Genomic DNA, 18,397 nt, shown 5'->3' on the forward strand with positions numbered 1-18,397 from the left:
CGAGGCACCCTCCTCGTCCATTGTCCCGGCCAGGAAGGTGCCTCCCACAGGTTTGCTGCAGGCGCTGGCCCGGGTGCCCGATCCCCGGGATCCACGTGGTGCGCTACCACCTACCCACGCTCCTGGCGACGGGGTGTGCGTGATGACGGCGGCCGGCCACAACTCCCTGGTCGCGATAGCCGAGTGGGCCCACCGCTGTGATCAGGCGGTACTGGCCCGGCTGGGCTGTTTCGCCGCCGGGGTGTGTCGGCAGCGGATCGTCGGGTACGCGGCGGGCACCCCCGAAGTCTGGAGGCCTTCATGCAACGAGGCAGCGGCCGCGTCAGCGCCCATCGCGACGATGAGATGAAACACGAGGTCCAGGGCCTGCTGAGGTCCGGCCACCCGACCCGCACCGAGGAGTGGCACAACCCGGAACCCGCCGCCGAGGACGATCCGCCGATCGCGGGCGGTCCGGTGGCACCGAGTCGCTCCCCCGCCGCACTGGAGACGGTGCGTTTCGAACTGGCCCGCTATCTGGGCCGTACGTCCTTCCCGGCCGGCCCGCGCGAACTGCGCGCCCTTCTGCGCGTCGGCAACGCCCCCGACACCCTGATCGAGCCACTTCAGGAGCTGCCGGGGAACGCGCGTTACGCCACCGTGCAGGAGCTGGCCGTGGCGGTCGTGAGCGGCCCGACCGAGGGCCCCGCCTGAGGAAAGGACAGCCCGAGGAAAGGACAGGAGGAACCCATGCGTATCGCGTTTCTGACCGCCCCCGAGGGCGTGGAACAGATCGAGCTCACCGACCCCTGGCAGGCGGTGGCCGACGCGGGCGGTGAGCCCGTGCTCGTGTCGACCGAGCGGGGAAAGGTACAAGCCTTCAACCATCTCGACAAGGCGGACAGCTTCCCCGTGGACGAGGTGACCGGCGAGGCGGCGGCCGAGTCCTTCGACGGGCTCGTACTGCCCGGCGGGGTGGCCAACCCGGACTTCCTGCGCACCGACGAGGGCGCCGTCTCGTTCGTCCGGGACTTCTTCGACCAGGGCCGGCCGGTCGCCGCGATCTGCCACGCCCCGTGGACCCTCGTGGAGGCGGACGTCGTCCGCGGCCGGGTGCTCACGTCGTGGCCGAGTCTGCGCACCGACATCCGCAACGCGGGCGGTGAGTGGGTCGACGAGCAGGTACGGATCTGCGACCACGGACCCAACATCCTGATCACCAGCCGCAGGCCGGACGACCTGAAGGCGTTCTGCGACGCGCTGGTGAACGAGTTCGGCAAGAAGGCCACCTGAACGGCCCGCCTGACGGCCTTCGGCCGTCGGCAGGACCACAGCCGGGCCTTCGTCGCGGCGGTCGCGGCCCACCGGCCTGGGACTCTTCCCCCGGTGCCCCGCTGAGCGTCACCGCCGCGACCGGTGCCGCTGCGGGATCCCTAAGGGCCTGTCGTCACATTCCCGTCTGCCTGGAGACGCCATGCACGCCCTCCGGGCGGGACGACGGGAATGTGACGACAGGCGCTAGGGTTCCGGCAGCGGCACCGATGCTCACTCCTGCGTGCAGTCCCGGTCCCGGGCGCCCTCGCGGGTGCGGCCCGAGGCGACCGGGCGGCGCGGATGGCGGCGCAGGTACTCGCCCTCCAGCTGCGCCATCCGGTCGTTGTGGGCGCGCAGCGCGTCGTTCGAGGCGTGCAGCAGCGTGTCGTGGCGGGTGCGGTGGATCGTCTCCAGCTCCTTCATCAGCTGCTGGTCGTCCAGCCGGGCCGGTTCGACTCCGTTCATGGTGGCACCCCAGTCGTCGTCCGTCGTCCAGTGCTTCGGTACGCACCGGGTACCCGTGGTCGCACGGGCGAAGCCACGCCCCTACCGCGCTCGCTCCACCCGCCGCTCGTCCCACACCGGCTCCGGGGTCTCACGGACGCGCCCGTCACTGCCGAAGACCAGATACCGATCGAACGAACGAGCGAACCAGCGGTCGTGGGTGACGGCGAGCACCGTGCCCTCGAACGCCTCCAGCCCTTCCTGGAGCGCCTCGGCGGACTCCAGGTCGAGGTTGTCCGTCGGCTCGTCCAGCAGCAGCGCCGTGACACCCTCCAGCTCGAGGAGCAGGATCTGGAAGCGGGCCTGCTGGCCTCCGGAGAGCCGGTCGAAGCGCTGCTCCGCCTGCGCGGTCAGCTCGTAGCGGCGCAGCCGGGACGAGGCCGCGCCCCGGTCCTGCGAGTGCTCGGACCACAGGATGTCGAGGAGCGTACGGCCCTCCAGCTCGGGATGGGCGTGCGTCTGGGCGAAGTGCCCGGGCACCACCCGCGCGCCGAGCTTCCACTCGCCCGTGTGGTTCACGGTGTCACCGGCGAGCAGCCGCAGGAAGTGCGACTTGCCGGAGCCGTTGGAGCCGAGGACGGCGACCCGTTCGCCGTAGAAGACCTCCAGGTCGAAGGGTTTCATCAGCCCGGTGAGCTCAAGTCCCTTGCAGGTGACGGCCCTTATGCCGGTCCGGCCGCCCTTGAGCCGCATGGTGATGTCCTGCTCGCGCGGCGGCTCGGGCGGCGGCCCGGCCTCCTCGAACTTCCGCAGCCTGGTCTGCGCGGCGGCGTAGCGGGACGCCAACTCATGGCTGATGGAGGCCGCCTGACGGAGGTTCAGCACCAGCTTCTTCAGCTGGGCGTGCTTCTCGTCCCAGCGTCGGCGCAACTCCTCGAAGCGCGCGAACCGTTCGGCCCGCGCCTCGTGATAGGTGGCGAACCCGGCGCCGTGCACCCACGCGTCAGCGCCGGCGGGCCCGGGTTCGACGGACACGATCTTCTGCGCGGACCGCGAGAGCAGCTCCCGGTCGTGGGACACGAAGAGCACGGTCTTACGGGTCTCCGCGAGCCGCTCCTCCAGCCACCGCTTGCCGGGTACGTCGAGGTAGTTGTCGGGCTCGTCGAGCAGCAGCACCTCGTCCGTGCCGCGCAGCAGCGCCTCCAGCACCAGCCGCTTCTGCTCACCGCCGGACAGCGTGCGCACCAGCCGCCACTGGGCCTTCTCGTACGGCATCCCGAGCGCGGCCGTGGTGCACATGTCCCACAGGGTCTCTGCCTCGTACCCGCGCGCCTCGGCCCAGTCGGAGAGCGCCTGCGCGTACTGGAGCTGGGCCGCCTCGTCGTCGACGGTCAGCATGCCGTGCTCGGCGAGGTCGACCGCCTTGGCGGCCTCCTGGATCCGGGGCGTGGCGACCGACACGAGCAGGTCCCGTACGGTCGTCTCGTCCCGTACGGAGCCCACGAACTGGCGCATCACGCCGAGCCCGCCGCTCACGTTGACGGTCCCGCCGTGCGGTTTCAGCTCGCCGGAGATCAGCCGCAGCAGGGTCGTCTTCCCGGCGCCGTTGGGTCCCACGAGGGCCACCACGGCCCCTTCGCCCACGCGGAACGACACATCGCCGAGCAGCGCCCTCCCGTCGGGAAGGTAGTACTCAAGGTGCGCTGCTTCGAGGTGTCCCATGAGGACGCATTCTGCGGGCCGACCACGACCCTGGGCAAACCCATAAAACGCACACCCGTGCCCGTACCTCGGTTCAGCCGTGCAGCGCCTCTCCCGCCGGCCCGCTGCCCGTACCCGGCCCGGCCGCCTCGACGACCGCGCCCGCCCAGGACACCGCCTTCCAGCCGTCCGCCGGTGAGCCCTCCAGGACGACCACACCGGTGTTGTCGAGCCGGTGCCCGGCGGCGAAGGGCACGTCGACGTTGACCGCGCGGGCCGCCGCCCACATCCGGATCACGGCGCCGTGGCTGATCATGACGACGGTGCCGGCCCCGCTGCCTGCGGCCTCCGCGACGACAGCGTCGAACCGCCCGAGCGACTCCACCCCGTTCTCGCCGCCCGGCATCCGCAGCTCCGTGTCCCCGGCGGCCCACGCGAACAGGGTGGTCATGTACGTGTGCGCGGCCTCGTCGTCGCCCCGCATCTCCAGGTCCCCGGCGGCCACCTCACGGATCCCGTCCCGCACGACCACGTCGAGGCCACGCGCCCCGGCCAGCGGGGCGGCGGTCAGCTGCGTACGGATGAGCGTGGAGGCGTACAGCGTGTCGATGTTCTCGTCAGCGAGTGCCTCCGGCAGCGCGGCGGCCTGCCGCTCCCCCAGCTCGGTCAGTGCGGCGCCCGGAACAGCGGTGTCCAGCAGGAACTTCAGGTTCGACGGGGTCTGACCGTGCCGGATGAGCAGCAGACGCATACGGATTCCCTCTCGCCCTGACGACTTCGCGACGAGCCCCGTGACCTGTTCGACAAGACAAAAAGGCTCACTTCAGGGTACCCAGAGCGTCATGACCGCAGACTTCGACCTCACCGTCCCGCTGCCCGGCCGCCATGCCGTGCGGGAGAAACTGCTGAATCTCGACCTCCGGGTGTTCGAGACCGCCGCCGCCCTGAACTGGCCGGGCGCCGAGCGCGTCCTGCCGAGGCTCAGCCGCGGCGCGAACCACGGCGTCCTGTGGTTCGCGACGGCCGCCGCCCTCGCGGCCACCGGCAGCCCCCGGGCCCGCCGGGCCGCCGTCCGGGGCCTCGCCTCCCTCGCCGTGGCCTCCGCGACGATCAACACCGTCGGCAAGCGCTCGGTACGCCGTCCGCGCCCCGTCCTCGACCCCGTACCGCTGGTCAGGCAGCTGAAGCGGCAGCCGATCACCACATCGTTCCCGTCCGGGCACGCCGCGTCGGCGGCCGCCTTCGCCACCGGTGTCGCCCTGGAGTCGCGGGGCCTCGGGGCGCTGGTGGCGCCGATCGCCTTCTCGGTGGCGATGTCCAGGGTCTACACCGGGGTCCACTTCCCCAGTGACGTGCTCGCGGGCGCGGCCCTGGGCGCGGGCGCCGCGTTCGTCGTACGGGAACTCCTGCCGGTCCGTGACCGGGTCACGCCCCCGGCCCAGCCGCACGCGACGGCCCCGGCGCTGGCCGACGGCGAGGGTCTGGTCCTGGTGGCGAACACGGCGGCGGGCACCGGGGACCGGGTCCGTGCCCTGGAGGACGCGCTGCCGCTCGCGGAGATCGTGGAGTGCGCGCCTGAGGACCTCCCCGGCGAGCTGGAGAAGGCGGCGGCACGCTGCCGGGTGCTCGGGGTGTGCGGCGGCGACGGCACGGTGAACACGGGCGCCGCGGTCGCCCTGCGGCACGGCCTGCCACTCGTGGTGCTGCCCGGCGGCACGCTCAACCACTTCGCGCTCGACCTGGGCGTCGAGGACGTCCGCGATGTCGGGCGGGCGGTGCGGCAGGGCGAGGCGGTGCGGGTGGACGTGGGCCGGTTCCGGTCCGGGGACCAGGAGGGCGTCTTCCTCAACACATGCAGTCTGGGCGTCTATCCGGAGCTGGTGCGCGAACGGGAGCGCTGGTCCGACCGGATCGGCGGCTGGCCGGCCGGGGTGCTCGCGGCGGTACGTGTCCTGCGCGCCGACCGTCACCCTCTGGAGACTCAACTCCGGGGCGGGCGGCGTCCGTTGTGGCTGCTGTTCGCGGGCAACGGCACGTACCACCGGCTGGGCCTCGTGCCGGCCCGACGGCTCGACCTGGCGGACGGGCGGCTCGACGTACGGGTGGTGCACGGCGGTCGCGGGCCCGCGCTACGTCTCCTGGCGGCGGCCGTGGCGGGCCCGCTGACCCGCTCCCCCGCCCACGCGGGCGTCCTGGTCCACCGACTCCACCTGGACGAGGTGCCGCCGGGCACCCTCCTCGCGTACGACGGCGAAGTCACGGAGGTGTCGGGCGGGGTGACCCTCGAAAAGCTCCCGGAGGCACTGACCGTCTACCGACCGCTCGGCGGCAACTGACCGCCACTGCCCGCCCCTTCTCCACCAGCGTCCACATGACAAGACGCCGGTCTCATTATTCGGCACGGGTGCGTACGGTGATGAGCGAGTCGTTCGACGCGGGTCGTTCGAGAAGGGGGCACGGTCATGTCCAAGCCGCAGTCACAGCCGCAGGAGACCGCCGTCTACACGCACGGGCACCACGAGTCGGTGCTCCGCTCACACACCTGGCGCACCGCCGCCAACTCGGCGGCGTACCTCCTCGGCTCCCTGAAGCCGCACATGAGGATCCTGGACATCGGCTGCGGCCCCGGCACGATCACCGCCGACCTGGCCGCACTGGTCCCGGACGGGCACGTCACCGGCGTCGACCGGGCGCCGGGCATCCTGGACCAGGCCAGGGCCACGGCCGCCGAACGGGGCCTGGACAACGTCGAGTTCGCGCAAGCGGACATCCACGCGCTGGACTTCCCGGACGACACGTTCAGTGTGGTCCACGCCCATCAGGTGCTCCAGCACGTGGGTGACCCGGTGCGGGCGCTGCGCGAGATGCACCGGGTCACCAAGCCGGGCGGGTACGTCGCCGTCCGCGATTCGGACTACCTGGCCATGGCCTGGTATCCGGCGTCGGAGGGCATGGACGACTGGCTGGACCTGTACCGGCGGGTGGCCCGGGCCAACGGGGGCGAGCCGGACGCGGGCCGCCGACTGAAGTCCTGGGCGCTGCGGGCCGGGCTCACGGACATCCACGCCACCTCCAGCACGTGGACATTCGCCGACGCCGACGCAATCGCCTGGTGGAGCGGCCTGTGGGCGGACCGGACGCTCGCGTCGGCGTACGCGGACCGGGCCACGGAAGGCGGGCTGGCGACCCCGGAGCGGCTGCGGGCGGTCTCGGAGGCCTGGCGGGAGTGGGGACGCCGGGAGGACGCCTGGTTCACCGTGCCGCACGGAGAGATTCTCTGCCGAAAGGCCCCCTGAATCGACCGGGTGATGTCTGATCCGCAGATTTCGGGAAACTCGGTGTGCAGGAGGTTCACACTATGGTTCCCATTCTGCTCGTACTGCTTCTGGCCCTGATTCTCTTCGGTGCCGGATTCGCAGTGAAAATACTCTGGTGGATCGCGCTCATCGTGCTGGTCATCTGGCTCCTGGGATTCCTGGTGCGGGGCACGAGCGCGAGCGGATCAAGGGGTCGCTGGTATCGCTGGTAGGTACCGCAGGAACCCGGCACAGGTAAGACACAGGTAACAGGTAAGCGGTCAGTCCCTAGGCAGCAGGGGGCCCAGCGGCCCGAGGTCCAGATTCAGGTCCTCGGGCCGCAGCCCGTACCGCTCCCTCAGCTCGGCCATCCGCTCGTCGAGGAGCATGAGGGTGAGCCCCACACGCTCCTCCTGCTCCTCGCTCATCTCCCCCGTGTCGAAGCGGCGCACGGCCTGGCGCTCCATGAGCTGCCGGAGCAACTCGACCACCGTCAGGACGAGTTTGACCAGATCACGTTCGACGGTGTCGGGTTCGAGGTCGAGACGATTACGGCCACTCACGTCAACTCTCCCCAGGGCGAGGGTACTTGTTCGTTCACTGAGCTGATCAGCGCGTTCAGGTCGATCCGTACGAGATCCACGTCCGCGATGCGCAGGGTGATGTCCCCGGTGATGACGACCCCGCCGGCGAGCAGCCGGTCGAGCAGGTCGACCAGGGCGACCTCACGACGTTCGACGACGGTCACACGTCCTCCTCGGTGGACTTCTCCGTGGACTTCTCCGTGAACTCCTCGGTGAAGGAGTAGACGGCCCAGGGGCCGGTGAGTTCGACCCTGAGTCCGGAGGTCGCCGCGTCCGCGTCACTCTTGGTCCGGTCGACCAGTTCGATGAATTGCTCGGAATCGCTGCGCGGCACCAGATAGGCCGCGTTGAGTACATTCTGTCCGGTCGCACCGGAAAGCACGGAGTTCTGTGGCGCGTGCAGTCGGAAGTTCTCGGCGTGATCGGAAAGGGTGCGGTGCAATTCGCTGGCGAAGATCTCGGCGTGCCGCCACCTGTCCTCGTTCGTCCTGACGCGCCGCCGCCGCTGCCGCAGATATTCGCGGCCGGTGAGGGAGGACGAAGCCGAGGAGGCCGACGAGGAATCCTTTTCCCCTTCGGTCTCGTCGGCCTTTTCGAGGTACACCTTCACACCCCACTCCACTCGCCCGTCGAGGCGGTCGAGAGCGCGCCGGAAGTCGTCCCCGCGTTCCTCCGTCATCGCGCGTACGCCGCTGTCGTCCCGGAAGACGGTGGCGAGCCGCAGCGGCAGCGGGGTCGTCACCGCGGTCAGCGCGTCGATCACCGACTGGTGGGCGCGGGCGGTCGCGGTCAGCCAGTCGAGGTCCTCCATCCGGCGCCGGAGCGGCTCCTCGGCGAAGTCCTCCTCCGGCACCGTACTGACGACGGCCACCAGGCCGCGATGCGCGAGCAGTTCGGGCGAGGCGCCCGCCACCCCCGTCAGCCCGGCCCCCAGGTCCGCGTCGAAGGGGCCGCAGACGGCGTACACATACCGCAGGCCGGTCATGAGGTCTCCCTCGGCGCCGCGCCGCGCTCCAGTTCGGCGAGACGTTCACGCAACTCGGCGTTCTCACGGGCGAGTTCGCCGCGGTGGGCACGGGAGGACAACGCCGGGTCGTCCTCCCACCAGTCGATGCCCATCTCCTTGGCCTTGTCGACGGAGGCGACGATGAGCCGCAGCTTGATCGTGAGCAGTTCGATGTCGAGCAGGTTGATCCGGATGTCACCCGCGATCACCACGCCCTTGTCCAGCACGCGTTCGAGGATGTCGGCGAGGTTGGAGCCGCCGTCCTGGCTGAAGGGCTGGGGCAACCGGCTCGCCGGCGAGGTCATCGACGGCTCCCGGCCCGGACCTCGGACTCGGTTTCGTCTTCGACGTCCTCGGGCTCGGGCTCGTACGCGGCTTCGTCCTCGTCCTCTTCGTAGACGGCCTCGCCGTCGTCCTCGTCCTCGTACTCGGGCTCGTCGCGCTGCTCGTCGTCCGCCTCCTCGAAGTCGCCCTCCGGCTCGGCCGCTTCGGCGTCCTCGTACTCCGCCTCCGCCTCCTCTTCGCCCTCTTCTGCTCCCTCGTCCTCGGCCTCCGCCCGCGCGTCGTCCTCTTCTCCCGCGACGGCGTCCTCGTGACTGCGGACCACCTCGCCGTCGCGGATCTCGCCGCGCCAGCCGTCGTCCGTCTCGCCCTTGAGGGTGATGAAGCGGGCGAAGTGCTTGAGGTCGAGCCGGATGCGGCGGCCCTGGGCGCGCCAGATGTTGCCGGTCTTCTCGAACAGGCCCTTGGGGTAGTACTCGACGACCAGCAGGACCCGGGTGAGGTTCGGGGCGAGTTCGTGGAAGGTGACGACACCCTTCGTCGTGCCCTTCGCGCCCTCCGACGACCAGGAGATCCGCTCGTCGGGCACCTGCTCGGTGGTGTGGGCCTTCCAACTCCGGTTGGACCAGAAGACCTTGAGCTGCCAGTCGGAGGTCGTGTCGTCGGCGCGGCCCGCGTCCTTCACGCCCTTCGCGAAGGTGCTGAAGTCCTGGTACTGCGTCCACTGGTCGTAGGCGGTGCGCAGCGGGACGCCGACGTCGATGAACTCGATGACGACCGTCGGCTTCTTCCCCGCCCCACCCTTGCGCTTGCCTTTGCCCTTGCCGCCGGTCAGGTTCTTGAAGGCGCCGACCACGCTGTCCTTGGCGCGTGAGGCGCCGACTTCCACGGCGGAGCGCAGGGGCCCCTTGCCGTCGGCGAGTTTACGGCCGCCGTCGAGGGCCATTCTGGCGAAGCCGGGGCTGTTGCCGGCCGCGATGTCGTTGAGTTTGACGGTCGTCTCACCGAGCCGCTGGCCGACACCCGTCAACAGGCGCTGCGCCTGGGCGGCCAGGTACTCCTGGACCTCCGCCTTCAGCCGGTCGGCCGCCTCGCTCTGGGCGACACCGGTGAGCGGGTTCCCCTTCCCGGATCCGGCGGACTTCACGGACCTGAGCGTGTCGGTCATCGTTCACCGCCTCCCTTGGGCGCTCGCACCCGGGTGCCGCGACCGGCTGCCGTCTTCCTGGCGGTCGCCTTCCGCGCGGCGGGACGACCGGACGCCGTCGCCTTCCGGGGCTCCGCCTTCTTCGCGGCGGCCGTCCTCTTCGCCGCCGTCTTCTTCGCCGCCGTCTTCTTCGCCGCCGTCTTCTTCACCGGCGCCTTCTTCGCCGGCCTCCGGCTCCTCCCGCCCTGCTCGGCGGGCGCTTCCTCGTCGGACTCCTCGTCGTAGGCGTCCTCGTCGTAGGCGTCTTCGGCGTCGGCCTCCTCGGCGTCGCGCCCCCGGCCCCTCGGGTCCGGGACGACACCCGCCAGCTGGTCCCGGACTTCTGCCGTACGCCCGTGCAGACGGTCGGCGAGTGCCTCGACCTGCCGCTCGACCAGCGCGCCCGACGCCGCCTTGCCGACGCCCCGCAGGTCCACGCGCAGTTGGTCGGCGATCTCCTTGAACTGCGGGTTGTCACGCAGTTGCGTGGACACCACTTCCGCCAGTGCTCGCGGGCTCAGCTGCATCCGTTTGCCGGCCACCAGGGTTCCGACGGCGAACGCCAGTTTCAGTTTCTTCGTACGTCCAAGGACGTATCCGGCCCCTACCGCGAGGCCCAGTCCCACTCGGTTCATCCTCGTGCCGTCCCGTTGTCGGTGCCCGCGCCGGTGCGCAGGCCGGTCTCCAGCCGGTCGAGGAGTTCGTCCTCACGACGGTCGAACTCCTCGTCGTCGATCTCACCGGCCTCCAACTGCTTTTCCAGCTGGGCGAGTTCGGCGCGCACGGTGGCCGGGTCGTAGTACAGCCGTTCCGCTTCGTGCAGCACCTGCCCGATCACCCAGGCGCTGCCGCGCACCGGTGCGAACGGCAGCAGCAGCACCTCCGAGATCAGTCCCATGCGCGGCTCTGCTCCGCCCCCGCCCCGACGCCACCCATCGGGGTTTCCGCGGGTTCGGCCGGGCCGGGCTCGACGAAGCTGTACGGGGGCAGCGGCCCGTGGACCCGCACGTCGAGGTACGGGCGCGCCTTGCGGAGCTGCTCGGTCGCGGTGAGGAACACCTCCGCCGAGTCGCGGGCCACCAGGAACGACACGTTGGCCAGCCAGCCGGTCGACTCGACGCCCGTGCTCACCGCCACCGCCGACGGCTCCAGCGCCTGCCGCACCTCGACGGCGTCCTCGGCCTCCCGGGCCTTCACCGCGGCGACAACCATCTCACCGAGGCGCACCTTGTCCTCGTAACTCCCGCTGCCTGCCTGCCTGTTGGCCTCGGTGTACGCCCGGATCTCCGGGTTCTCCGCCAGCACGCGGTGCAGGACGGCCTCTTCCTCGTGGCTCGCCTTGACGTTGTACTCGACGTTGCCTTCGAGGGCTTCGAGGCGTTCCCGGTAGTGGTCGGCGCGCTCGGCCAGTACGGAGGCGACGGCGTCGTCGTCCGGTGCCACGCTGCCGAACCGCATGGGCAGCACACAGCCGGCTCCGCCCGCCTCCTCCAGTACGTGCTGGTGGGCGAGCAGGTCCTTGCGCTTGGGGCGGAGTTTCTCGGGTGCGTCGCTGACGATCGCCGCCAGCGCGCCCGCCGTCAGGACGCGCACCGAACGCGGCGGGTCGCCGACGCCCCGCAACTCCTCGGCGAAGGAGGCGAGCGCGGGATGGTCGGCGGCGGTGATGCCGTAGACGTACGTACCGATGCTCGTGCCGTTGCCGGACTCCGTACCGCTGCTGGTGGTCACTCCTGCTCCTCCTTCCGGCGTGCGGCCGCGGTCTTGCGGGTGCGCTGCTGCCTGGGCTCGGCCTGCACCTCGTCACGGGACTGGTGGAAGGCGTCGGAGATGGTCTCGGCGGCGCCGGACAGCGCCCCCTTGGACTTGCCCCGCGCACCGGACTCGGTGATCTCACCGACCAGGTCGGGCAGTCCGGGACTGTGCTTGCGCCCGGACTCCAGGTCGAGCCGGTTGCACGCCTCGGCGAACCGGAGGTAGGTGTCGACGCTGGCGACGACGACCCGGACATCGATCTTCAGGATCTCGATACCGACGAGGGAGACCCGCACGAACGCGTCGATGACCAGCCCCCTGTCAAGGACGAGTTCGAGTACGTCGTAGAGGCCGCTGGAGCCGCCTCCCCCACTGCTCTGCTGTGCCGGGACAACGGTCATACCGTCCATCCCCTCCTTGTCTGTTGATGTCTGTTGCCGCGCACGGTGTGTTCACGGATGCGGCGAGGTGTTCACGGATACCGGGCCGGATTCACCGGCCGCCGGACCTGCCCCCGTCGGCACGCCCTCGCTCGTAGCGGCGAACCCGCCGGTAGCCGGTGAGTTCGCCCTGTTCGTCGAGTTCCACCCGGTAGCTCGCGAGCAGGCTCATGGTGTCGGGGACCCTGGTGAGTTCCAGGACCTCGATGTCCAGCGCCCAGCCGGTTTCCGTCCGTTCGAGGGACGACACGGTCTCGGCGGTCATGCCGGTGAGCTCCGCGAGCTGCTCACGCGCCGTGCGCATGATCTCCATGGACGACTTGGGTTTGTTCGATGATGTGTTCGATGAATGAGTCATGAGTCTCCCTGAACTCCGGGTGGCCCGGAGTCGGTTGCTCAAACCCCCCGCGTCCTCAAACCCTCGCGTGCTCAACCCCCGCGTGTTCAGACCCCCGCCTATTCAGACCAGCGAGTCCAGCCGTCGCCGCGCCGGCCCCAACGCCCGTCCGCGCGACGGCACATCGCCCCACGGATCGCCGCGCGCCTGCTCGACCGCGTCGGCGATCGTCCAGCGTCGGGCGGTCAGTTCCGGATCGTCCAACTGGTCCCAGCCGATCGGGACGGCCACGGGCGCCCCGGGCGTCGCCCGGACCGAGAACGGCACGACCGCCGTCTGCGCGTACGCGTTGCGCTGCACGTCGAGGTAGAGCCTCTCGCCGCGCTCCTTCTTGCGGGCGGCGGTGGTCAGCCGGTCGGGGTGCGCGGCGGCCAGTACCTCGGCGACGCCCCTGGCGAACTCCCGTACCTCGTCGAAGCCTTGGTGCCCGCTCAGCGGTACGACGATGTGCAGCCCGCGCGAGCCGGTGGTCATCGGCGCGGACGGCAGCCGCAGCGTGTCGAGCAACTCCCGCAGATACAGGGCCGCTTCGCGCACCGGCGCGAAGTCGTCCACCGCCGGGTCGAGGTCGAAGACCAGCCGGTCCGGGTACTCGACGCGGCCGACGCGCGAGAGCCACCGGTGCAGGGTCACCGAGGCCTGGTCGGCGAGGTGGACCAGGGTCGCCGTGTCGTCGCAGACCGGGTGGACGACCGTACCGCCCTCCTTGGGCACCTCGACCCGGTGGACCCATTCCGGGGAGCTGTCGGAGACGTTCTTCTGTATGAAGCGGGGGCCGTCGGTCCCGTCCGGTCGGCGCTCCAGCATCAGCGGGCGCCCGCGCAGATGGGGAAGCATGAACGGGGCGACGGACCGGTAGTAGTCGACCAGATCGGCCTTCGTGTACTCCTTGACGCCGTCACCGCCCGGGAACAGCACCTTGGCGGGGCGGTGGACCTCGACGGTCCGCCGCCCGGCCCGCACGTGCCGTACCGTGCCGTCGCTCACGGCACGATCGCCTCCTCCACGAGCAGCCGGCCGGCCGCCATGATCGCCTCGGCGTCGATGCCCGCCGCGTGCAGCTGCTCGTCGGGACTCGCCGAGCCGGGCATCGTACGGACGGCGAGGCGGGCCAGCCGGGGCAGCGGCCGGCCGTCGAGGAAGGCGTCGAGGACCGCGTCCCCGATGCCGCCCTCCTCCCGGTGGTCCTCGACGGTGAGCAGCGCGCCGGTCTCCTCGGCGGCCCGGCGCAGGGTGGGCCGGTCGACGGGCTTGACGGAGTACAGGTCGATCACCCGGACCGGGATGCCCTGGGCGCCGAGCGCGTCGGCGGCGGCCAGTGCCTCGTGGACGGTCACGCCCGCCGCGACCACCGTCAGCCGGTCCTCGCGCCCGGCGGAGCGCAGGACCTTGCTGCCGCCGACCGGGAACTCCTCGTCGGGCCCGTACAGCACCGGTGTCCCGCCGCGCGAGGTGCGCAGATACCCGATGCCGTCGAGACCCGCCATCGTGGCGACGAGCCGCGCGGTCTGGTGGGCGTCGCACGGATACAGCACCGTCGAGCCGTACAGCCCGCGGAACATCGCCAGGTCCTCCAGCCCCATCTGGGAGGGCCCGTCCGGCCCGATCGCGACACCCGCGTGCGAGCCGACGAGGTTGACGCTCACTCCGCTGACCGCCGCCATCCGCAGGAAGTCATGGGCGCGGGTCAGGAAGGCCGCGAACGTCGACGCGTACGGTATCCAGCCGCGCGTCGCCAACCCCACCGCTGCGGCGGCCAGTTGCTGTTCGGCGATGTAGCACTCGAAGAAGCGGTCGGGGTGTTCCTTGGCGAACGCCTCGGCGCGCGTCGAGTCGCTGACCTCGCCGTCGAGGGCCACGACATCGCCCCGGGCGCTGCCGAGCGCGGCGAGGGCCTTCCCGTAGGCGTCCCTCGTGGGGACCTCTTCTCCCTTGTCCCAGTGGGGCAGTTCGAGGTGTCCGGTCCGTACGGCGTGCAGCGCGCGGGCGGCACGCGGTTCGGGTGCGCGGACCCGGAGGTCGCGGGGACCGCCGAGTTCGGCGATCGCCTCGTCGGGGTCCGGCAGCGGCTTGCCGTGCAGCCCCTCGCGGTCCTCGACGGACGCGACGCCCTTGCCCTTGAGGGTGCGGGCGAGGATCACGACGGGCTGCCCGGTGGTGGACTCGGCCTCGCCGTAGGCACGGTCGACGGCATCGACATCGTGCCCGTCGATCTCGACGGTGTGCCAGCCGAAGGCCTTGAACCGGCGCGCGTAGGCGTCGAGATCGTGCCCGTGCCGGGTCGGCCCGCGCTGCCCCAGCCGGTTGACGTCGACGATGGCGACCAGGTTGTCGAGATGCTCGTACGAGGCGTGCTCGGCGGCCTCCCACACCGACCCCTCGGCCAGCTCGCTGTCCCCGCACAGCACCCAGACCCGGTACCCGGTGCGGTCGAGCCGTTTGCCGGCGAGTGCGATCCCGACGCCGACGGGCAGCCCCTGGCCGAGCGACCCGGTGGCCGTCTCGACCCACGGCAGCCGCCGGGGTGTCGGATGCCCTTCGAGCCTGCTGCCGAGCGTGCGGTAGGTGAGCAGCTCGGCGTCGTCGATGGCGCCGACCGCCTTGTAGGCGGCGTAGAGCAGCGGCGAGGCATGCCCTTTGGAGAGGACGAAGCGGTCGTTGCCGGGGTGGGTCGGACGGTCGAAGTCGTAGCGGAGGTGGCGGCCCAGGAGTACGGCCATCAGGTCGGCGGCGGACATGGACGAGGTCGGATGCCCGGAGCCGGCGGTGGCCGAGGCCCGGACGCTGTCGACGCGCAACTGCTGTCCCAGTTCGGCGAGTTCAGCGGAGCTGTACAGGGGTTCGGCGGTTTTCACGACTCTCCTTCCGATACTGCGGGCTGTTCCGGAGCCTGTTGTGGTGGCCTGCGCGCGCCCGGTAACCGCGCCAGCTCCGGCGACGCCGTGTCCAACGGCACCGACCAGGACCGGACCAGCCCCAACTGGACGCCCTGGCGCGGCAGTACGGCGTCCAGCAACCAGTCGGCCGCGACCCGCACCCGGTTTCCGGGCATCGCAGCGAGGTGGTAGCCCCGGGTGACGGCGCCGGCCGGCAGCCCGGACAGCGAGACGCCGAGCGGGTTGGCGGCGGCCTTGACCCCGCCCAGGTCGACGACGAATCCCAGGTCACGGTGGCGGTAGGCGCGGCGGGAGCCCACGCCGAGCGAGGCGGCGACGTTATGGGCCGCGACCTTGCCCTGTCGCCAGGCGTGCTGGGCGGTCATCGCGGTGTACTCGCCGGGATTGTCGAGGTCGGGCACGGCGGCGGCGTCCCCGCACGCGAACACCTCGGGGTGGCCCGGTACTTGGAGGAACGGGTCGACGATCAGCCGTCCGCGTTCCAGGGGCTCCCCGATGCTCTCGACGAGCGGATCGGGGCGCACTCCGACACACCACACCAGGGTGCGTGACTCGACGAACTCCCCGTCGGACAACAGCACTCCACCGGCCGTCGCCTCCTTCACGGAGGTGCCGGTGCGTACGTCCACGCCCCGCTGCCGCAGCACCCGGTCGGCGGTGCGCGACAGTTTCTCGTCCAGTTGGGGCAGGACGCGCGGCGCGGTGTCCAGCAGCAGCCAGCGTGGCCGCATGCCGTCACGCAGGGGCCGCTTGCGTACCAGCGCGTCGGTGAACAGCTGCCCGTGCGCGGCGACTTCGGTGCCGGTGTAGCCGGCGCCGACCACGACGAACGTACAGCGGGCGGCACGGCTCTTGGGGTCGTCGACGGCAGCCGCCAGTTCGACCTGCCGGGTCACGTGGTCGCGCAGATACAGCGCCTCGGGCAGGCCCCGGAAGCCGTGGGCGTTCTCGGCCACGCCGGGGATGGGCAGCAGCTTGTTGACGCTGCCGACGGCGAGGACGAGGCGGTCATAGCCGAGGGTGCCGCTTTCGCCCTCGGGGTTGGTGTAGCGCACGGTGCGCGCCCCGAGGTCGATGCCGTCGGCGTCGGCCTCGCCCAGCACCAGGCGCACCTGGGGGAGGGTGCCGGGGAGGGAGACGGTGACCCGGCGGGGTTCGAGGACACCGGCGGCGACCTGGGGCAGCAGGGGCAGATACAGGAAGTGGTCGGTCGGGTTCAGCAGGGTGATGTCGGCTTTCTGCCGGCTCAGCCGGGCCAGGGTGCGGGCCGTCTGGTACCCGGCGAAGCCCGCGCCGACGATCAGGATGCGGGGTCGACTCACGTTTTCGCCTCCGGCGGTGTCGCGGATGCAGAGCCTTCGGACATTCGTACGAACGCCGCCGTGGACGCTCGTCCGGAACTTTCCGCGTCCCCCTGGTCAGAACGCCCAAACGTCCCGTTCGGCAGCCACGCCCGACCCCCTCGCGCCGGTTTCCCCACTGCCCGCTGGGTACCCGGGACAGACCCCGACCCGCTCTTTTCCGGAGGTGCTGTCCCATGCCCGAATACGGCTGCTTCGACTTCTACCGCAGGAAGGTGCTGCCTCAGCTGACGGGCCGTTGAGGCCGTTGTACAGGGACGGGGAACGGGCCGCCGACCCGGCCAGGTCGGCGGCCCGTTCCGCTCTGTTCCCCGGGGGCGTCACGCCCTGTGGTGCGGGCCCTCGGGATCGTTGTCGTCCGGGCTCGGCGTGACGGGCGGGGCCACGTTCGGCGCGGGTCCGCCGGGCGCCACCGGCGGGACGGGCGGAACGGGGGGCGCGCCCAGTCCGCCCAGGGGCGCCGCGACCGGCGGGTCGCCCGCCGCGCCGACGCTGCCGGCCGGGGGGTGCGTGCGCGAGGGCCCCGGGCGGGCCATGTTCCGCAGGGCGTAGGCCAGCGCACCGAGGACCGCCGCGGAGATGAGGGCGGCGGCCCACCCGGGCAGGCCCTCTGCCAGGGCGAGTCCCAGGGTGAGCGCGAGGGCCGCGCCCGCGTACAGGGCCACGGCGCCCGACATGGCGTACAGCGCGGCGGTACGGCGCTGTTTACGGGTCTGGTCACGCAGTTCGTCGCGCACGGCCTCGCGCGCCACCTGCGCAAGCTCGTCGACCAGATGCTTGTCGAGATGTTCCAGGTGATCGATGCGGTCCATGGGGGCCGGGTACCCTCGGCCGGGTTCGCTTAACGTCACCGGCGAGAGCTCAGCGTTTGACCATGTCCGAGGTGATCGCCCACCGTTCGTGGTCCCGCCAGGCGCCGTCGATGTAGAGGAAGTCCGGCGAGAAGCCCTCCAGCCGGAAGCCGGCGCGTCGGGCGAGGGCGACCGAGGCGGTGTTGCCGGGCTGCACGTTGATCTCCAGCCGGTGCAGTCGCAGCGGCGGCCCGAAGGCGTACCGCACGACGAGTGCGAGCCCTTCGCCCATCAGTCCCCGCCCGGCCGCGTGCGCGAAGGCCCCGTACCCGAGGGCGCCGCACAGAAAGCCGCCCTGGACGATGTTGTTGATGTTGATGAACCCGGCGACGGCGCCCCCGTCGCCCTTCTCGCACACGAGGAACCCGGCCTTCGTCGGATCCTCGATCAGCCGCCCCGCGTAGGAGGCGTAGGCGTCGGGGCTGGCCGGCGGAGCCAGCCAGGGGTGGTGCAGGTCCTTGCTCTCCCGTACCCGGGCGATGAACTCATCGCCGTCCTCGTAGGTGAACGGACGGATGCCCACGCGGGGTCCTTCGGCGAGATATCCACGGTGCTCAGACACTCAATCACCTTACTCGCGGCACCTGTTCACCTCGTTCACCTCCGGCGCCGCATGAAGTAGGCCCCGCAGAGGGCACCGATGACGGCGGTGGCGAGCAGCGCTATCCACAGCGGCATGGTCACCTCGGGGATCAGCAGCCGGATCTTGGTGGCGCGGGTGTTCTCGAAGATGAAGATCAGGGCGAGCAGGGCGAGCACCCCGACGGCGACCCGGGTGGGCGTCAGCGGCCCTCGCGCACCGTCGGCCCTGCCACCGGCCTTGCCGCCGCTCTCGGAGGTCTTCGGGCTCATGAGGCCAGCATGGGCCGGTCCGGGGCTCCTCGCGCGCCCGGAGGTACGCCGG

24 protein-coding genes are annotated in these 18,397 nt (G+C 71.1%); 5 read left to right on the top strand and 19 right to left on the bottom strand.

The window, feature by feature from the left end:
* Nucleotides 1-300: 300 nt before the first annotated feature.
* The gene (locus tag ADL01_RS36125; RefSeq protein WP_053746300.1) at nt 301-693 is read left to right on the top strand and encodes a DUF2795 domain-containing protein; all 393 of its coding nucleotides are present in this window, start codon (nt 301-303) and stop codon (nt 691-693) included.
* Nucleotides 694-729: 36 nt separating this feature from the next.
* Nucleotides 730-1,272 carry a type 1 glutamine amidotransferase domain-containing protein gene (locus ADL01_RS36130; RefSeq protein ID WP_053746301.1) on the top strand — a complete coding sequence of 181 codons (543 nt, stop codon included), beginning with the start codon at nt 730-732 and terminating at the stop codon, nt 1,270-1,272.
* A gap of 252 nt (nt 1,273-1,524) precedes the next feature.
* Here the strand turns inward: ADL01_RS36130 and ADL01_RS36135 are convergent, their stop codons facing one another.
* The 3 genes from ADL01_RS36135 to ADL01_RS36145 all read right to left on the bottom strand — a co-directional run bounded on the left by ADL01_RS36135 (nt 1,525) and on the right by ADL01_RS36145 (nt 4,189).
* Nucleotides 1,525-1,758, bottom strand: a complete 234-nt coding sequence (locus ADL01_RS36135; protein ID WP_053746302.1) for a DUF6158 family protein — start codon at nt 1,756-1,758, stop codon at nt 1,525-1,527.
* A gap of 81 nt (nt 1,759-1,839) precedes the next feature.
* The gene (locus tag ADL01_RS36140; RefSeq protein WP_053746303.1) at nt 1,840-3,459 is read right to left on the bottom strand and encodes an ABC-F family ATP-binding cassette domain-containing protein; all 1,620 of its coding nucleotides are present in this window, start codon (nt 3,457-3,459) and stop codon (nt 1,840-1,842) included.
* A 73-nt stretch (nt 3,460-3,532) separates the two neighbouring features.
* Nucleotides 3,533-4,189 carry a histidine phosphatase family protein gene (locus ADL01_RS36145; protein WP_053746304.1) on the bottom strand — a complete coding sequence of 219 codons (657 nt, stop codon included), beginning with the start codon at nt 4,187-4,189 and terminating at the stop codon, nt 3,533-3,535.
* A 91-nt stretch (nt 4,190-4,280) separates the two neighbouring features.
* On the opposite strand from ADL01_RS36145, the gene ADL01_RS36150 reads away from it, so the two are divergent.
* The 3 genes from ADL01_RS36150 (at nt 4,281) to ADL01_RS36160 (ending at nt 6,967) form a co-directional block, all read left to right on the top strand.
* A complete protein-coding gene (locus ADL01_RS36150; RefSeq protein ID WP_053746305.1) occupies nt 4,281-5,774 on the top strand; it encodes a bifunctional phosphatase PAP2/diacylglycerol kinase family protein in 1,494 nt (497 codons plus the stop codon).
* Nucleotides 5,775-5,900: 126 nt separating this feature from the next.
* Nucleotides 5,901-6,734, top strand: a complete 834-nt coding sequence (locus tag ADL01_RS36155; RefSeq protein ID WP_053746306.1) for a methyltransferase domain-containing protein — start codon at nt 5,901-5,903, stop codon at nt 6,732-6,734.
* Nucleotides 6,735-6,796: 62 nt separating this feature from the next.
* Nucleotides 6,797-6,967, top strand: coding sequence for a hypothetical protein (locus ADL01_RS36160; RefSeq protein WP_053746307.1), 171 nt, complete (start codon nt 6,797-6,799; stop codon nt 6,965-6,967).
* Nucleotides 6,968-7,015: 48 nt separating this feature from the next.
* On the opposite strand, the gene ADL01_RS36165 is transcribed toward ADL01_RS36160, so the two are convergent.
* From ADL01_RS36165 to ADL01_RS36240, 16 genes are all read right to left on the bottom strand, one after another.
* Complete coding sequence (locus tag ADL01_RS36165; protein ID WP_053746308.1) at nt 7,016-7,297, bottom strand: gas vesicle protein K; 282 nt, start codon at nt 7,295-7,297, stop codon at nt 7,016-7,018.
* Nucleotides 7,294-7,482 (bottom strand): gas vesicle protein, encoded by a 189-nt coding sequence (locus ADL01_RS36170; RefSeq protein ID WP_006376647.1) that lies wholly within the window; start codon nt 7,480-7,482, stop codon nt 7,294-7,296. The genes ADL01_RS36165 and ADL01_RS36170 overlap by 4 nt, the downstream gene beginning before the upstream one ends.
* The gene (locus ADL01_RS36175) at nt 7,479-8,303 is read right to left on the bottom strand and encodes a GvpL/GvpF family gas vesicle protein (RefSeq protein ID WP_053746309.1); all 825 of its coding nucleotides are present in this window, start codon (nt 8,301-8,303) and stop codon (nt 7,479-7,481) included. Before ADL01_RS36175 ends, ADL01_RS36170 begins: the two co-directional genes overlap by 4 nt.
* Nucleotides 8,300-8,629, bottom strand: coding sequence for a gas vesicle protein (locus tag ADL01_RS36180; RefSeq protein WP_053746310.1), 330 nt, complete (start codon nt 8,627-8,629; stop codon nt 8,300-8,302). The genes ADL01_RS36175 and ADL01_RS36180 overlap by 4 nt, the downstream gene beginning before the upstream one ends.
* The gene (locus tag ADL01_RS36185) at nt 8,626-9,774 is read right to left on the bottom strand and encodes an SRPBCC family protein (RefSeq protein ID WP_053746311.1); all 1,149 of its coding nucleotides are present in this window, start codon (nt 9,772-9,774) and stop codon (nt 8,626-8,628) included. Before ADL01_RS36185 ends, ADL01_RS36180 begins: the two co-directional genes overlap by 4 nt.
* The gene (locus ADL01_RS36190; RefSeq protein WP_053746312.1) at nt 9,771-10,427 is read right to left on the bottom strand and encodes a hypothetical protein; all 657 of its coding nucleotides are present in this window, start codon (nt 10,425-10,427) and stop codon (nt 9,771-9,773) included. The genes ADL01_RS36185 and ADL01_RS36190 overlap by 4 nt, the downstream gene beginning before the upstream one ends.
* The gene (locus tag ADL01_RS36195) at nt 10,424-10,690 is read right to left on the bottom strand and encodes a gas vesicle protein GvpG (protein WP_053746313.1); all 267 of its coding nucleotides are present in this window, start codon (nt 10,688-10,690) and stop codon (nt 10,424-10,426) included. Before ADL01_RS36195 ends, ADL01_RS36190 begins: the two co-directional genes overlap by 4 nt.
* Complete coding sequence (locus ADL01_RS36200; protein WP_053746332.1) at nt 10,681-11,481, bottom strand: GvpL/GvpF family gas vesicle protein; 801 nt, start codon at nt 11,479-11,481, stop codon at nt 10,681-10,683. The genes ADL01_RS36195 and ADL01_RS36200 overlap by 10 nt, the downstream gene beginning before the upstream one ends.
* Before the next feature lie 38 nt (nt 11,482-11,519).
* The gene (locus ADL01_RS36205; protein WP_053746333.1) at nt 11,520-11,948 is read right to left on the bottom strand and encodes a gas vesicle structural protein GvpA; all 429 of its coding nucleotides are present in this window, start codon (nt 11,946-11,948) and stop codon (nt 11,520-11,522) included.
* 91 nt (nt 11,949-12,039) lie between these two features.
* Complete coding sequence (locus ADL01_RS36210; protein WP_078960975.1) at nt 12,040-12,345, bottom strand: gas vesicle protein; 306 nt, start codon at nt 12,343-12,345, stop codon at nt 12,040-12,042.
* A 102-nt stretch (nt 12,346-12,447) separates the two neighbouring features.
* Complete coding sequence (gene ligD / locus ADL01_RS36215) at nt 12,448-13,371, bottom strand: non-homologous end-joining DNA ligase (protein ID WP_199835034.1); 924 nt, start codon at nt 13,369-13,371, stop codon at nt 12,448-12,450.
* On the bottom strand, nt 13,368-15,239 hold the full coding sequence (locus ADL01_RS36220; protein ID WP_199835036.1) for a transketolase: 1,872 nt from the start codon (nt 15,237-15,239) through the stop codon (nt 13,368-13,370). Before ADL01_RS36220 ends, ligD begins: the two co-directional genes overlap by 4 nt.
* Nucleotides 15,236-16,603 carry an NAD(P)/FAD-dependent oxidoreductase gene (locus ADL01_RS36225; RefSeq protein ID WP_199835038.1) on the bottom strand — a complete coding sequence of 456 codons (1,368 nt, stop codon included), beginning with the start codon at nt 16,601-16,603 and terminating at the stop codon, nt 15,236-15,238. The genes ADL01_RS36220 and ADL01_RS36225 overlap by 4 nt, the downstream gene beginning before the upstream one ends.
* 359 nt (nt 16,604-16,962) lie before the next feature.
* Complete coding sequence (locus tag ADL01_RS36230) at nt 16,963-17,454, bottom strand: phage holin family protein (RefSeq protein WP_053746316.1); 492 nt, start codon at nt 17,452-17,454, stop codon at nt 16,963-16,965.
* A 49-nt stretch (nt 17,455-17,503) separates the two neighbouring features.
* The gene (locus ADL01_RS36235) at nt 17,504-18,055 is read right to left on the bottom strand and encodes a GNAT family N-acetyltransferase (protein ID WP_053746317.1); all 552 of its coding nucleotides are present in this window, start codon (nt 18,053-18,055) and stop codon (nt 17,504-17,506) included.
* A gap of 35 nt (nt 18,056-18,090) precedes the next feature.
* A complete protein-coding gene (locus ADL01_RS36240; RefSeq protein ID WP_053746318.1) occupies nt 18,091-18,345 on the bottom strand; it encodes a LapA family protein in 255 nt (84 codons plus the stop codon).
* Nucleotides 18,346-18,397 lie beyond the last annotated feature (52 nt).

Origin of the sequence: Streptomyces sp. NRRL WC-3618 (genome assembly GCF_001280005.1) — a bacterium.
Taxonomy (GTDB): Bacteria; Actinomycetota; Actinomycetes; order Streptomycetales; family Streptomycetaceae; genus Streptomyces.